The 14196-nt window shown below is 68.5% G+C and carries 12 protein-coding genes; 8 read left to right on the forward strand and 4 right to left on the reverse strand.

Annotated elements, in window-relative coordinates:
• Positions 1-76 precede the first annotated feature (76 nt).
• The 4 genes from ABZS64_RS17900 to eccE all read right to left on the reverse strand — a co-directional run bounded on the left by ABZS64_RS17900 (position 77) and on the right by eccE (position 5972).
• Positions 77-2977, reverse strand: a complete 2901-nt coding sequence (locus ABZS64_RS17900) for an SCO5717 family growth-regulating ATPase (RefSeq protein ID WP_355829962.1) — start codon at positions 2975-2977, stop codon at positions 77-79.
• Positions 2978-3552: 575 nt separating this feature from the next.
• Positions 3553-3786: a DUF397 domain-containing protein gene (locus tag ABZS64_RS17905; RefSeq protein ID WP_355829965.1), complete on the reverse strand. Its 234-nt coding sequence runs from the start codon at positions 3784-3786 to the stop codon at positions 3553-3555.
• A 135-nt stretch (positions 3787-3921) separates the two neighbouring features.
• Entirely contained in the window at positions 3922-4641 is a 720-nt protein-coding gene (locus ABZS64_RS17910) for a hypothetical protein (protein WP_355829967.1), read from the reverse strand.
• Positions 4638-5972: a type VII secretion protein EccE gene (gene eccE / locus ABZS64_RS17915; RefSeq protein ID WP_355829969.1), complete on the reverse strand. Its 1335-nt coding sequence runs from the start codon at positions 5970-5972 to the stop codon at positions 4638-4640. Before eccE ends, ABZS64_RS17910 begins: the two co-directional genes overlap by 4 nt.
• Positions 5973-6153: 181 nt before the next feature.
• On the opposite strand from eccE, the gene eccB reads away from it, so the two are divergent.
• From eccB to ABZS64_RS17955, 8 genes are all read left to right on the forward strand, one after another.
• Positions 6154-7680, forward strand: a complete 1527-nt coding sequence (gene eccB, locus ABZS64_RS17920) for a type VII secretion protein EccB (protein WP_355829973.1) — start codon at positions 6154-6156, stop codon at positions 7678-7680.
• Positions 7681-7693: 13 nt separating this feature from the next.
• Complete coding sequence (mycP, locus tag ABZS64_RS17925; RefSeq protein WP_355829975.1) at positions 7694-8941, forward strand: type VII secretion-associated serine protease mycosin; 1248 nt, start codon at positions 7694-7696, stop codon at positions 8939-8941.
• 217 nt (positions 8942-9158) lie between these two features.
• Positions 9159-9644 (forward strand): hypothetical protein, encoded by a 486-nt coding sequence (locus tag ABZS64_RS17930; protein WP_355829977.1) that lies wholly within the window; start codon positions 9159-9161, stop codon positions 9642-9644.
• A gap of 6 nt (positions 9645-9650) precedes the next feature.
• Complete coding sequence (locus tag ABZS64_RS17935) at positions 9651-11354, forward strand: hypothetical protein (RefSeq protein WP_355829978.1); 1704 nt, start codon at positions 9651-9653, stop codon at positions 11352-11354.
• 25 nt (positions 11355-11379) lie between these two features.
• Positions 11380-12642, forward strand: a complete 1263-nt coding sequence (locus tag ABZS64_RS17940; RefSeq protein ID WP_355829981.1) for a S8 family serine peptidase — start codon at positions 11380-11382, stop codon at positions 12640-12642.
• A gap of 100 nt (positions 12643-12742) precedes the next feature.
• Positions 12743-13105 (forward strand): WXG100 family type VII secretion target, encoded by a 363-nt coding sequence (locus ABZS64_RS17945; RefSeq protein ID WP_355829984.1) that lies wholly within the window; start codon positions 12743-12745, stop codon positions 13103-13105.
• A 90-nt stretch (positions 13106-13195) separates the two neighbouring features.
• Complete coding sequence (locus tag ABZS64_RS17950) at positions 13196-13471, forward strand: WXG100 family type VII secretion target (RefSeq protein ID WP_355830017.1); 276 nt, start codon at positions 13196-13198, stop codon at positions 13469-13471.
• A gap of 397 nt (positions 13472-13868) precedes the next feature.
• Complete coding sequence (locus ABZS64_RS17955; protein WP_355829987.1) at positions 13869-14171, forward strand: hypothetical protein; 303 nt, start codon at positions 13869-13871, stop codon at positions 14169-14171.
• Positions 14172-14196 lie beyond the last annotated feature (25 nt).

Raw genomic sequence — 14196 nt, forward strand, 5'->3', positions numbered from 1 at the left:
GTGGGCTGCGGGAATGCGCTGAGGGCCCGCACCGTCGGGACGGTGCGGGCCCTCATTGGTCGAGACCTCTGCTGCGCTACTGCTGAGGGGCTGGCGGCGCCTGCGGAGGCTGCTGCTGAGGCCATCCGGCGGGCGGCACGGGACCCTGGAGATCTGCCTGTCCAGGACCACCCGACTGGCCCTGCTGACCCGGCTGCCCCGGCTGCGGGAAGCCGTAGCCGCCCGGCTGTCCGGGCGGCGGTCCGGCCGGGGCCGCGGGGGACTGGGCCTGGGAGGGATGCGACTGCTGCCAGCCCTGCGGCGGGTAGGGCTGCTGCGGCGGCTGCTGGCCTCCGTACTGCTGCGGCGGCTGACCCTGAGGATAGGGCTGCTGACCTCCGTACGGCTTCGGCTGGTGGGGCTGCTGAGGGGGGTACGGCTGACCGGGCACGGGCTGGCCGGGGACAGGCTGCCCAGGGATGTGCTGTCCGGGGACGGGCTGGCCCGGTGCCTGCTGGTGGCCCGGCATCGGCGGGGCCAGGTGCGGCGGCGGGTTGCCGTCAGCGGTCCAGAGCCCCTGCTGCTGCTGGGCGCGTACGAAGTCCTCGGCGATCAGGGCCGAGAGGTTGAAGTACGCCTCCCGGGTCTTCGGCCGCATCATGTCGAGGTCGACCTCGGCACCGGCCGAGAGGTGCTCGTCGAACGGCACCACGACCACACCGCGGCAGCGCGTCTGGAAGTGCTGCACGATGTCGTCGACCTTGATCATCTTGCCGGTCTCGCGGACTCCGGAGATGACCGTGATGGACCGCTGCACCAGCTCCGCGTACCCGTGCGCCGACAGCCAGTCGAGCGTCGTCGACGCGCTGGACGCGCCGTCCACGGACGGGGTGGAGACGATGATCAACTGGTCGGCCAGATCCAGCACTCCGCGCATCGCGCTGTAGAGCAGACCGGTGCCGGAGTCGGTGAGGATGATCGGGTACTGCTTGCCCAGTACGTCGATCGCGCGCCGGTAGTCCTCGTCGTTGAAGCTCGTCGAGACGGCGGGGTCCACGTCGTTGGCGATGATCTCCAGACCGGAGGGCGCCTGCGACGTGAACCGGCGGATGTCCATGTACGAGTTGAGATACGGGATCGCCTGGACGAGGTCCCGGATGGTGGCCCCGGTCTCGCGGCGCACGCGACGGCCGAGCGTACCGGCGTCCGGGTTGGCGTCGATCGCCAGGATCTTGTCCTGCCGCTCGGTGGCCAGCGTCGAGCCCAGCGCGGTGGTCGTCGTGGTCTTGCCGACACCGCCCTTGAGGCTGATGACGGCGATCCGGTAGCAGGACAGCACCGGCGTACGGATGAGGTCGAGCTTGCGCTGGCGCTCGGCCTCCTCCTTCTTGCCGCCGATCTTGAAACGGGCGGCGTTGGAGGGATTGCGGGTGCTCTTGGCCTTCTGCTTGTTGTTGCGCAGCAGGCGGTCGGAGGAGAGCTCGACGGCAGCGGTGTACCCGAGGGGCGCACCCGGCACGGAACGCTCGCGCTGGTCGTGCGTCACGGGCGTGGGCCACGCGCCGCCGGCCCGCGGATCGGCCGGGGGCTGCGGGTGGGCCTGCGGCTGCGCCTGCGGGTGGGACTGCTGCGCGGGCAGATGGGGCGTCTGCGGCGGCTGCGGAACCTGCGGCGGCAGCGGTACGGGCGCGTTCGCGCCGGGCTGCGGGAACCCGTAACCACCTTGCGGGGCCTGGGCGTTGGGGCCGGGAACGGCCGGCGGCAGGGGTGCGGCGGGCGCGGGCTGCGGCGGCTGGCTGGGCTGCGGGAAGCCGTAGCCCCCCGGCTGTACCGGCTGCCCGGGCTGTCCCGGCTGGGGGAAGCCGTAGCCGCCCTGCGGGCCGGGGGGTTGTACCGGCTGTCCGGGCTGGCCTGGCTGGGGGAAGCCGTAGCCGCCCTGCGGAGCCGCGGACTGATCGGCGGTCTGGGGAGACACGGTCTGCGGGGACACGGGCCACTGCGGCGCGGAAGTCGGCGCGGCCGGCTGGAAGGCGGGCGGCAGTGGCGGCAGCCCGGCACCACCCTGCACCGGCTCGGGCGGCACGGGAGCCCAGGGCTGTGCGGGCGCGGGCGCAGGGGCTGCGTCCCGGGGGTCGTTGGCCACGGCGGGCACTGAGTCCTGGGGGACCGAGTCTTGCGGCACTGAGTCCTGGGGGACCGAGTCTTGCGGTACGGAGTCCTGCGGGACGGAGTCGGCCGGTTCCTCGGCCGCACCCTCCGGGGCGTCCTCGTCACGAGGCTCGTCGCCCTCGCCGTCGGCCTCGACCTCCGCGTCGGCGGTCTCGTCGGCAGCGTCGACCGGCTCCTCGGCCGAAGCCTCTGCAGCTCCTGAAGTCTCGGCGACCTCGGCGGCATCCTCCGCCTCGGGCTCAGCGGGTCCCTCCACGAGGTTCGCGGCACTGACCGAGTCCGGCCCGGGAGCGGCCTCGGCCTCCTTGGCCGCCGCCCGCACCTCCATCTCGCGCTTCAGCGCGGCAGGGGAGAACCGCATGGTCGCCCCGCTCTCCACATCGCCGCCCCCGAAGGGCTGCGCCGCGGGCTCGGCAACGGGAGCCGGAGCCGCCGGCGGCGTCTGCTGCACAGGAGCAGGCGCAGGCCCAGGAGCAGCCACAGGAGCAGGCGTCTGCAGCACGGGCGCTTGGGCAGGGGCAGGGGCAGGTGCGGGCGCGGGTGCGGGTGCGGGTGCCGGAGCCTGCGCCGGAGGAGGTGTCGGCGCCCAGTTCGGCTCGAAGCCACTGCCCGCGGGCAGCCCCGGCACGGCAACCGGCGCCCCGTTCGGCGGCGGAGGCGGCGGCTGACCTGCGCCCCCGCCCGACGTGTCGCCCGCGTTCTGCGTGTACCAGGCCGGCGGGGTGTAGTCGATGGTGAACTCACCCGTCAGCTCGGCGGGCTCCGCGTCGGACTGATCATCGACGGGAATGTTCCAGCCCCCGTGGATCTCGTCCCGATCGCCGTTCACTTTGCCTCCTGGTGTGGTCGAGCACCCTTGTGCCGTCGTGGGTGGGGGCGACCTCTTCGTCCGATCGGCCCGGCTCTCCCCCTAGGGACGCGGCCACCATGCCCGCAGGTTCTTCTGCCGCGTCATGTCCCACCCTAATCGTCAACAACGCCCGACCGGCAGGCCCGACCGCCCCTTGGCAACTGTCCGGTACGTCACGCGGCGGCCCCAAGTGAGCCGGGTGCGGCGGAGTGTGAGGAAGCTGATGGGTCAAACCGGTACAACTACGTACGGATTTCCGGCCGTCGGTCCCCGTCAGTCCCTGTCAGTCCGTCCGCGGGGCGCTGCCCAACAATCCGGTCTCGGCTTCCGTGGCCCGCGTCATGACGAACTGCCGGTCCCGCGCCGTGCACCACAGTGTGACGCCGTCAGGGAGGGTGGACAGCGCCTCTGTCCCGCACTACGACCATCGGTCGGCCGAGGCACCGAGCGGAGGCACTCGGCCGAGGCATGTGGCGCGGCGGCACCGGCCCCGCATCACGGAGCGAGCTGCGGGGCTGTCCGCCGCTCGGGCCCGATCTTGGCCGCTCTGCCTCTCAGCGCAGATCGAATTCCCCGTCGCGCGCACCGAGGACGAACGCCCGCCACTCGGCCTCGGTGTATCGCAGCACGGTCTCCGGATCCACCGACGATCGCATGGCCACGGCCCCGCCCGGCAGATGCGCGATCTCCACCCGCTCCTCGTCCTCACTCGTGCCGGGGGCGCTGAGCCACTCGACGCCAGAGATGTCGAGGGCGTACAGCTCTTCCTTCTCCTGTGCGCTCCCCATCAGTCATGTTTCCCTTCGTCGCGGCCGAGAATGAACGTACGTGCCCATGCGCCAAGAAACGTCGCGTAGTTGGACGCAACTCAGCGTCACTGCGAGCAATCTTAGGGCAGCTCTTTCCCGACCGACGGCGGAAACTCAGTCCATCCGCCGGGCCACACCCAGCAGTCCGGACTCGGCATCCGTGGCAGTCGTCATCACCCAGTGCCGCTCACGTCCGGCGCACCAGAGGGTCACGCCGTCCGCGAGAGTCGGCAGGGCATCGATCTCGACCCGGGTCAGCCCCAGGATCCGGCCTATCTGCTGCGCCTCCTGGGGCGAGACTCGCTGGATACCCACGAGCGTGGAGTCCCGCATCAACCGGGGCGCAACCGGGCTCAGATACGGCAGCAGCGTCAGCACCGACTGCCACGGCGAAGACACCACGCGCCCTCGCGGCGGCCGCATGCCGCAGTCCCGTACCACCACGACCGGGCTGCCCACCGTCGCGCCCATCGGCGGAACTCGCCCCACGTCATGGAGCGTGATGCATTCCAGGCCGGCGCCCGCGGCCTGGGCGAGCAGGGTCCACGCCTGGGCGCGCCCGGTTTCGACCGCGACCCGCGCGCCCGTGCCCGCCGCGCGCAGCGCCAGCACCTGGGCCGTCCACAGACCGCCGATCAGCAGTACGTCGTACGGTGACGAACGGTGGAACCCCACCATCTGGGGGCGCCCCTCCGCGTCGTCACCGATGACCACACCGTCGTCCCCGACGGGCAGCGAGAGCGCGCCAAGATCGTCGGCGGCCATGGTGTGCCCCGCGTGACGCGGGCCGAGCAGCCCTCGCAGCCCACGCGCTACTCCGGTTGCGGTTGTCATCGCGCACCTCCCAGGGGCAGCGTCGCCAGCACGCCCGGCAGCTGCTCGCGGTCCAGCCGTACAAGTCCGACCTTCGCCGCACGCGCGGCACGCTCCAACGCCCGCCGTACCCCTACCAGTTCGGTGTCGGAGCCGCCGGTGATCCGTACATGGCCGCCCACGGTCATCGATCCCTGGTGCGAACCACGCCGCAGGGTGAGGCTGAAGGTGGTCGCGTACGCCGGTGCCGAGGTGAGCAGCGACACCACCTTGGGTAGGGGAGAGGCGCCGCGTCCCAGCTCCGGCCAGCGGCCGACGGCGTAGGTGGTGTGCCAGCGGTCGTCGCACCGCCAGACGCGCGCCGTCTCTGCGGTTCGCCGCTGCGGCGCGGCATCCGGCCGGCTCGCACGGGCGGACAGTCTCGGGCTGGCGCAGGCAGACGTTGCCACGGTGGTGTTCAGATCCTCCTGGTCCAGCACCACGGCCCGGAATCCGGCCCCGGTGATCCGGCTCGCCACGTGGTCCGCCACGCGCACCAGGCAGCGCTGGGCACCTTCGATGCCGCCTCCACGCGCCTCGACGGCCTCCCGGCACATCTCGGGGTCCAGCTTCACGGCCACCCAGGTCATCCTCAGGGCAGGCGCCCCGGTCCGCTCCTGCAGGGGTGCGTACGACAGTCGTGCCACCGACTGCTGGGGCAAGTGGGGCGCCGGCGCCGAACGCACCTGCTGCACCAGCTGCACCGACTCCAGCACGATGTCGTCCACTTCCAGGGCCCCACCAAGCAGGGACAGCGGAAGCGCCCGGGCGCCGAACGCGGGGCGCAGCCCGTCACCGCTCGCTTCGACCCTCACGACCGCGGTCAGGAATGTGCCGTCGCCGAGCATCCCGACCGTGCGGCGATCCCGGTCGACATAGGTGAACGGACGGAACCCCGGCACACTCTCCACGACCGGGGCAAGGGACGGATCCACTTCCCCGGCGGGCAGTCCGCCGGTCCGTCTGCGCGCGCGGAGCGCGAGGGCCGTCGACAACCAGTCCTGTAGGGCGTGGCCGCGGCGGCGTATCACGGCGAGCAGTACCAAGGCACTGGCGACGGTGACGGTGGGTACGAGCCAGAGCCCGCCGAGCGCGACGCCGACCGCCGTCAGTGCGAGGGCCAGCTCGACGAGCACCAGCTGTCGCAACTGGAAGGGGCCGACGCGGTTGGTTCGTGAAAGAGGGCGCAGAGTCGTCGTCGGGGGGATGCGCTGCGGCGTCGAAGTTCCGCGTTCGTTGCTGCGTTGCCGTCGGGAAGTATCAGGGGTCCGTTCCGTAGTCCGCCCATTTCGCGCGCGCGTCGCCGTACCCATCGCCGCGTTGCCCCCTCGTGTCCGTAATTACCAAATTCTTATGGGCGTTGACCGGGCGATCACCCTACCTGAGCAGTGAGACGGAAGCGCCAGCAGGCATAGTAGGGGGCTGGTGCGACGGCAGCCCTGCTCGGTGAGTATGGGAACCTGGTCGCTCAGCGGGGAGAGGGACAGCGGACAGATGGCATCACGACGGGACGAACTCAACGCCTACACCTTCGCGAAGCGAAGGCTGATTGCGCAGTTCGTGCAGCCGAACTCGACCGGTTCGGAAGAAGGTGCGCCGCGCCCACTGCGTGCGGTGATGCCCGGAGCGATCGTCGGAGTGGTGATCCTCGCTGTCTTCGGGGCGTGGGGCATGTTCAAACCGGTAGCTCCCCAAGGGTGGGACAAACCGAAAGAGAACGTGATCATTGCCAGCAAGTCCACCACTCGCTATGTGGTGTTGGAGACCAATGGCAAGCGGCAGCTCCACCCCGTCCTGAACATGGCCTCCGCCAAACTCCTCCTTGACCCGGACAAGGGCAAGGTCATCAACGTCTCCGAGTCGGTACTCGACAACGGGAAGATCCCGCACGGCGCGACCCTCGGTATTCCCTACGCCCCCGACCGGCTGCCCGACGCCAAGGAAGCCGGTGCCGCCAAGCGCTGGGCGGTCTGTGAGCGCCCGGGCGAGGGCGGCAGGGCCATCGAGAAGGCGGCGTTCGTCTTCGCCGAACGCGAGCTGAAGAAGACCGAGGGCCCGGACCGTCTCAGCGGCGGTGAACTGCTGTACGTGGAGGGGCCGGACCGCACCCGCTATGTCGTCGACGCGGAGGGCAAGGCGTATCCCGTCCAGAAGGACGAACTGCTCCTGCGCCAGCTGGTGGGACAGGGTCGCGCAGCTCAGCGGGTGTCGGCCGCCTGGCTGGACACGCTGCACAAGGGTGACCTCATCAAGTTCCCGACGATCACGGGCACCCCTGGAACCGACGCCAACGTCCCGGGCGGCCTGGAGCCCGAGCTGAACAAGGTGGGCATGGTCCTCATGGCGACCGACGGCACCAGGGACCAGCAGTACGTCGTCCTGAAGGGCCGCGTCGCCCCCGTCTCGGACTTCACCGCAAAGCTGTTGCTCAACAGCAAGGACCTGATCGGGCTCGGCCAGGCGGGCCGCGCGAAGTCCGTCAGCGCCGCCACCTTCCAGCCCGGCGAGGCGTTCGGGCAGGACAACGACTGGCCGGACCAGGCACCGAAGCCCGTCAACTCGGCGAACATCGCCGAAGGCAGCCGTAACACCGTGTGCAATGTGCTGCGCACGGTGGACGGGGCCAACGGCGCGACCACGCTCGGCACTTGGGCGGGCACCGACTTCCCGGCGACGCTTCCGACCGGCTCGAGCAGCGCTTACGTCACCCCCGGTTCCGGCCTGCTGTTCCGGCAGTTCAAGGGCTCCACGACCAACTCCGGCTTCCTCTTCCTCGTCACCGACACGGGTCTGCGCTATGCCATGCAGTCCAACGGAGACAGCGCGACCGGCGATTCCGGCATCGGCTCCTCCGGCTCGGCGAAGGAGAAGGAGGCGCGGCAGCAAGAGGCCCAGCAGGCCCAGAACCGGCTCGGCTACAAGAACGTCGACCCGGTGCCGGTTCCCGCCGCCTGGTCCTCGTTCCTGCCGACCGGTCCGCGTCTGTCCACCGGGTCTGCCCGCCAGCCGCAGGGTTCGTGAGGTCGGGGCAGAGATGACACACATGTATCGACGCCTCCTCGCCGCTGCTGCCGCCACCGCCATCACGTTCATAGGCATGCCAGTGGCCCCCGCGGCCGCGGACTCGGGCACCACGCAGTGCACCTTCCCCGGAAAGAAGTACGAGGGCCGCCCGTGGGCGCTGCAGCGTGTCCTGCTGGACGAGCTGTGGAAGCAGTCCACGGGCAAGGGTGTGAAGGTCGCGGTCATCGACACCGGAGTCGACGTCAAGAACCCGCAACTGACCCGCGCGGTGGACGTCAAGAGCGGCATGAACCTGTTGCCCAAGAACCTCAAGGACGAGAGCGGCAACAAGATCGAGCGCGGCAAGGAGAACGGCACGACGGACGTGGTGGGCCACGGCACGAAGGTCGCCGGCATCATCGCCGCCCGCTCCGCGAAGGGCACGGGCTTCGTCGGCCTCGCTCCGGACGCGACGATCATTCCCGTCCAGCAGAACGACGCCGAGGGCCACGGCACCGCCGAGACCCTCGCCAAGGCCATCAACGAATCGGTGAAAAGGGGCGCCGGCGTCATCAACATCTCCCAGGACACGGCCAATGCCCTGGAGCCCACCCCCCTGCTGAAGCGGGCGGTGGACGACGCCCTGGCCAAGGAGGTCGTGATCGTCGCCTCGGCGGGCAACGACGGCCTGGGTGGCAACGTCAAGAAGACCTACCCGGCCTCGTACCCCGGCGTCCTGGCCGTGGCCTCGTCCGACCGCAACAACGAACGCGCCTACTTCTCCCAGTCGGGCGATTTCGTCGGCATCGCGGCCCCCGGTGTGGACATGGTCTCCACCGTCCCCGGGGGCGGCCACTGCGCCGACAGCGGCACGAGTTTCTCGGCCCCGTACGTCGCCGGCATCGCCGCTCTCATCAAGAGCAAGCACAACAAGTGGACGCAGAAGCAGATCGTCGCCCAGATCCAGCAGACAGCCGAACGCTCGATCGCGGGCCACGACCGCCTTGTGGGATGGGGCGTCGTCGACCCGGTGCGAGCGCTGACGGAGGACGACAAGCCGATCGAGGAACCGGTCGCCCACGAGGGCATAACCAGAGGCGAGGCACCGACCCCGGCCGAACTGCACCTCGGCGAGACGGCGGATGAACGCAACGCGCGCCTCGCGACGTATGTGGTGGTGGGCGGAGGCGTCCTGGTCGCGGCAATCGCCGGTGGCGCGGTGGCGCTTCGCGACGCGCGGCGCAGGACGAGGCGGATCCAGGGGCAGGCGAGTGGCTGAGTGATCGGCCGCATTAAATCGGACATGGCGGAGAACGTTGCAACCGCATAGGCCTCCTGGAACGTCACACGTGGAGGCCGAGGGAAGTCGCGTGATGCATAAGACACTTGGGGCTGTCATAGCCAGTGGCTAGACTGGCAGTTGCGCGATCAGTGAGGTGCGAGTCACCACGATCGCAACGTGTGACAGCTGGAGCAAACGGGGAGGAACGGGCATCGTGCTCGATGGCGGCGGTGGTGGGGGCGGAGGCGGCCCGAAGGGTGCAAGTGACGTCGAGCGCGGCATAGGGGCGCTGAAGGACTTCCAGAACAAGGTCAATGAGCTGCTGGATAGGCTCAATGAGGGCCCCGCCGGCAGGTCCAAGGTCTCTCTGGCGAATGTCAACCGCGCTTCCTTCGGCGGACATAAGGGCGCAGGCTTCGCCGAGGCCGAGGACTTCTTCGAGCAGTACGAGCGCGTTCACAACCTGCTCGTCTCGTTCTCCAAGGGGCTCGGTGATCAAATCGCGCTGCTCAGCATCGGCGTCCATGCCGCCGATGTCGGCTACGACAACGTGGAAGAGGAAATGCGGCGGCGCTTCCATGCAATCCAGGCGCGCCTCGAACAGGCGCGGGATGCTGCCGAGGGCCGGAAGCCGGATGAACATTCCAGCAGCGAGCCTCCTCGTAACAACGACACGTCCGCTCCGAAGAGTCTGAAGTGATGGCAGATGACTGACGACACGAAGCACGCGAAGCCGGACCTCACTCCGCAGGAAGAGAGCCAGCAGAAGACCCGGGACAACATCGAGGGCACGTACGCCGGCACGGACATGCTGGAGCGGCTGCCGGAGATCTTTGCCCCATTCGGCCCTCTCCCTCCGGGACGAAGTGTCTTCGGCTCGACCATCTTCGAGGAGAGGGAGCTGAACGACATGCTCGACATCCTCGAAAGTACGAACCCGTCGGACCTTGAGAACGCCGGCGAAGCCCTCGAGAAGGCGACGACCGCCCTCAACAAGGCTGCGAAGGAGCTCGCGGACTTCATTTCCAAAACTGACTGGAAGAGTGACGCCGCGACTGAGTTCGAGCGATACGGCACAGGAGTTGTGAAGTACACCTGGGAGCTTGGGGCCTACGCCAACGCCGCCGGCGCCCAGATGAAGGTTGCCAGCACAGGCCTGACCTCCGTGCGCAATGCCATGCCGTCGCGTGACGACCGGGATGTCCCGAAGCGCCCTGACAAGTTTCCGCCGGACAAGCAGACCCAGGACAACCCGGAGTATCAGAAGGCCGTCCAGAAGGAGAAGGACCGCCAAGAGGCCATCAATCAGATGAACCGCCTGGCGTCGTTCTACGTAGTTTCAAAGTCGGCCCTGGCGTCGCAGAAGGAACCGACGCTGCCGACGGCGCTGAAGGCGGCGGTGCCACGCCCGACTGTCGGTAAACGAGGTGTCGAGTCCGCCGATTCTTCAGGTGATGAGCTCTCGAATTCGGCCAGACAACCGACGCCTGTGAGGGAATCGCAGGTCGTCGGAATTGAAGGCAAGCCTCGGACTGACGCAACTGACTTGGCAACGCCGACTCCATCCCGAGATCCATCGATGGAGATCGACAGCGTCGCGACGCCGCCGGCAACCACAACCAGCCCTGGGGCTACGCAAATCCCTTCGACCACGGGTCCATCCAGCACGGGGAGCGGCCCTGTTCCCCCAATGGTGGGGAAAGTGGGAAACCCTGCGCGTACCTCCCCTCCGCGTGCCGCTGGTACTTCTGGCCGTGTGCCCAAGGCCGTTGGCGGTCCGGGCGCCCGTGCGGTCGGTCGTCCCGGTACCGCCGGGGGCGGCGGGTCCAGAGCCGTTGGACGTCCGACAGCCATGGGTACTGGTGCCGGCGCTACGGGACGCGGCGGCGGTGCCGCCACCCGCGGTCAGTCCCCTGTGGTCGGCCGGCCGGGTGCAGCAGGACAGCCCATGCCCGGACGCCCCGGTGCCTCAGCCGGACCCCGCTCCGGTCGTGCGAGTGGCATCGTCGGCGGCACGCCGCAGCGTGCCGCGAGCGGGTCGGCTGGGTCACGCATCCCTAAGGGCACGGTCATCGGAGGAGAGGGAACGGCCACAGGGCGTTCTTCCACTGCACGGCCTGGCCAGTCGGGCGCGATCGGCGCCAACCCGGCGAAAAGTGCTGCCCGGCCCACCGGTCGCGGCACGCCGAGTGTGAACGGCGTGGTCGGCACTCCACGTGGTGGCGCTTCTGGCCGGCCGACGGCTGGGGGCGCCGCGACCGAAGGATCCGCTTCCCTGGGTGCCCGTTCCAACCAGCGTCGGCCCGGGGACGAGGAGGAGCGCACATCGTCGCGTCCGGACTACCTGACGGAAGACGAAGAAACGTGGGCGGCCCGGCGGCGCGGAGCCGTCCCGCCGGTGATCGACTAAGCACTGGAAAGGTTCGGAAGTCAGGATGACGGCAGGAATGAGCCAGATCCGGAAGCGCAGCAGGCCGTACGCCTTTCGGCGAGGCCTGCTCTCCACGGCGGCCGTGATCGGCGCCATTGCGGCAAATATCAGCGGTACCGCTCCTGCAGCTTTTGCTGCGGATGTGCAGTCGAACCAGTGGTACCTGGACGCGATGGGTGCCGAGCAGATCTGGAAGACTGCTACGGGTAAAGGGATCAAAGTTGCCGTCATTGATACGGGAGTCAATTCCGCTACGCTTTCGCTGAAGGGGCAGGTCCAGAAGGGTTTGGACCTCACGAATGTTGCTGGAGAGGCTACGGACGACTACGACGGGCATGGGACAACAATGGCCGAGCTGATCGCCGGAACTGGCCGGGGCGGCGGCCTGCGTGGTCTGGCACCAGAAGCCAAGATTGTTCCTTATCGCATCGCGGAAGAGAAATTCGAAGCCAAGCGCAAAGTCAATGACTGGGATGTGAAGGACGCCATCAGGGCGGCAGCCGACAGCGACGCGCAGATCATCAGCATGTCGTTCGGCAGCGAATACTGGATTGCCCAGGAGGAGGAGGCAGTCAAGTATGCGCAGAGCAAGGGGAAGCTCTTCTTCGCGTCCGTCGGCAATTCGGCAAAAAAGGGCAACAAGCCAGAATACCCGGCCAGCTACGCTGAAGTTGTCGGTGTCGCCGCATCTGGACCCGACGGTAAGGTAGCCGACTACTCTCAGCACGGGGACTTCGTGGACATCGCCGCTCCCGGTAACGACATCCCGCACTGGTGCGACGCGAACTTCAAGCGCTACTGCGACGGCGACGGCGGAACCAGCGCTGCCACTGCCATTGCTTCCGCCTCCGCCGCCCTGATCTGGTCCGCTCACCCGGACTGGACTGCGAACCAAGTCCTCCGCGTCCTGTTCGAAAGCGCAGCTCGGGCAGAGGGCTCGAAAGCAGGCACGCTCAGCAACTACCTCGGCCACGGCATCGTCCGCCCAGGCGCCCACATCAACCGGGGCCTCGGCAAACCTGGTGACCCGAACCTCAGCCCGCTGACCAACAAGAAGACGTCCGGCTCGACCGCCTCATCCGCCCCCTCTGCACCAGCTTCGTCACAAGCCCCCAAGGGCAATTCAGGTGACGACGCAGTCGTGGCAGGCTCCAGCAAGAAGGCTGAAGATGATGACCAGTTGGGCCTGATCCTCGGCGCGGCCGCAGCTGTCGTAGTCCTTGCCGCTGGGACCTTCGCCGTACTCCGCAGGCGCCGCAGCGCCTGATTGCGGTTCCTTCAACCACTCGGCCCACCAAGCCGTCGCGCCGGACGCACGCACCGCCACGACGCAATCCATAGAAAACACAGGGAAGGAAGATCGACACATGGCAGTCCAGAAGGTTGGCGATCAAAGCCTCAAGGATTTCCAGGACGAAATCTCGAGGAACTTCGAGGACGTCAAGGGCCAGCTCAAGACCCTCCAGGGCGTCATCGACGGCGTTGAGGGCCACTGGAAGGGTGTCGGCGCCGGCGCCTTCGACACCAAGCAGACCGAGATCAACCAGGGCATGGTCCGCATCGCCAAGATGCTGCTCAACTTCCAGGAAGCGATTCAGGTCACCCGTACCACCGCCGGCAACACCGACGACGAGGTCTACCAGGCCCTGCACGGGGTCGACGTGACCGCCGGCTTCTCGGGTGACGCGGGTGCGACCAGGGCAGCCACCTCGAACATCGCCGGCTACTGACAGAGCCCGTCGGCATCGCGCATTCAGTAGCCAACACATAAGTCACAAGCGGTAATTGGAGGACCCGTGGCACAGCAGAACGACGGCATCATGGTCGTCACCTACGCGTCGCTGGACGAGGCGGCGAGTCAGATCGAGAAGCAGGCGGCACGCCTGGATCAGAGCCTTGAGGCCATCCAGACGAAGATCCGTGGCGTTTCCAACACCTTCGAAGGTGAAGCCAAGACCGCGGCGGACGGTGCTCACAAGAAGTGGGACACCGAGACGCGGGCTATTCACCAGGCCCTGAAGGGCATCGCGAAGGCAGTTCGCGAAGCGGGCCCCGCGTACCAGGCGGGCGACAAGAAGGCCGCCGGCAACTTCTAAGAGCTGTTCGGCAGGGTGGGCAACAGGGTGGGCACGCGCGGGAGGTGCCCACCTCTGCCTTTGCCTGGTGCGTGAGTAGGCTCAGGCGGCTCAGCCACCTACACGGTGGAATTGCGCATGGAACGCCTACGCCACGACGACCCGTCACAGATCGGGCCCTACATCACCCTGGCCCGGTTCGACGCAGGAGGCACCGAGGAACCGTTCCCGACCGCCGCTACATTGCCCGCAGCGCCGACGGCGATCGCACGTCATCGTGTCCATCCCGCGTATCGGCGTCGACCCGAGCCGCTGGACGGTTGAGGCGGAGGAGGAGCCGGCCGACACCTCCCGGGCAAGCCGCACTCGGCAGTCGGTAGGCTCTGCTGCTGTTGTCTTGTCGACGGGGGATTCGCACATGGAACGACCACGCGCGGATGCACCGCGCCAGATCGGGCCGTACTGCCTCATAACCCATCTCGATCCGACCGGCCCCGGCTTCCCGCCCGGCCCCGAGCGGCGTTTCATCGCGCGCAGCGCCGACGGCGACCGTACGGTGCTGGTGAGCTCCCCCCTCGAGGGCGTCGATCCCGGCCGTTTCCTCGTTGAGGCCGACGCGGCCCGCCGGCTGCTGGGCCCCTGGGGCCTTCCCGTCGCCGCGATCGCCCGCCAGTCCTCCGAGGTTCTGGCTGCCGAACTCCGCATCTCCCCCAGGAACTGACGCGATGCTGTCCCCTCTCACCCAC

The sequence above is a fragment of the Streptomyces sp. NPDC005408 genome (assembly GCF_040606445.1).
Taxonomy (GTDB): domain Bacteria; phylum Actinomycetota; class Actinomycetes; order Streptomycetales; family Streptomycetaceae; genus Streptomyces.

Bases quoted from the DNA above. Each gene is read 5' to 3' on its own strand.
- ABZS64_RS17905 (WP_355829965.1), bottom strand. From the start codon at position 3,786: ATGGGGAGCGCACAGGAGAAGGAAGAGCTGTACGCCCTCGACATCTCT.
- ABZS64_RS17910 (WP_355829967.1), bottom strand. From the start codon at position 4,641: ATGACAACCGCAACCGGAGTAGCGCGTGGGCTGCGAGGGCTGCTCGGC.
- eccE (WP_355829969.1), bottom strand. From the start codon at position 5,972: ATGGGTACGGCGACGCGCGCGCGAAATGGGCGGACTACGGAACGGACC.
- eccB (WP_355829973.1), top strand. From the start codon at position 6,154: ATGGCATCACGACGGGACGAACTCAACGCCTACACCTTCGCGAAGCGA.
- mycP (WP_355829975.1), top strand. From the start codon at position 7,694: ATGACACACATGTATCGACGCCTCCTCGCCGCTGCTGCCGCCACCGCC.
- ABZS64_RS17935 (WP_355829978.1), top strand. From the start codon at position 9,651: ATGACTGACGACACGAAGCACGCGAAGCCGGACCTCACTCCGCAGGAA.
- ABZS64_RS17940 (WP_355829981.1), top strand. From the start codon at position 11,380: ATGACGGCAGGAATGAGCCAGATCCGGAAGCGCAGCAGGCCGTACGCC.
- ABZS64_RS17945 (WP_355829984.1), top strand. From the start codon at position 12,743: ATGGCAGTCCAGAAGGTTGGCGATCAAAGCCTCAAGGATTTCCAGGAC.
- ABZS64_RS17950 (WP_355830017.1), top strand. From the start codon at position 13,196: ATGGTCGTCACCTACGCGTCGCTGGACGAGGCGGCGAGTCAGATCGAG.
- ABZS64_RS17955 (WP_355829987.1), top strand. From the start codon at position 13,869: ATGGAACGACCACGCGCGGATGCACCGCGCCAGATCGGGCCGTACTGC.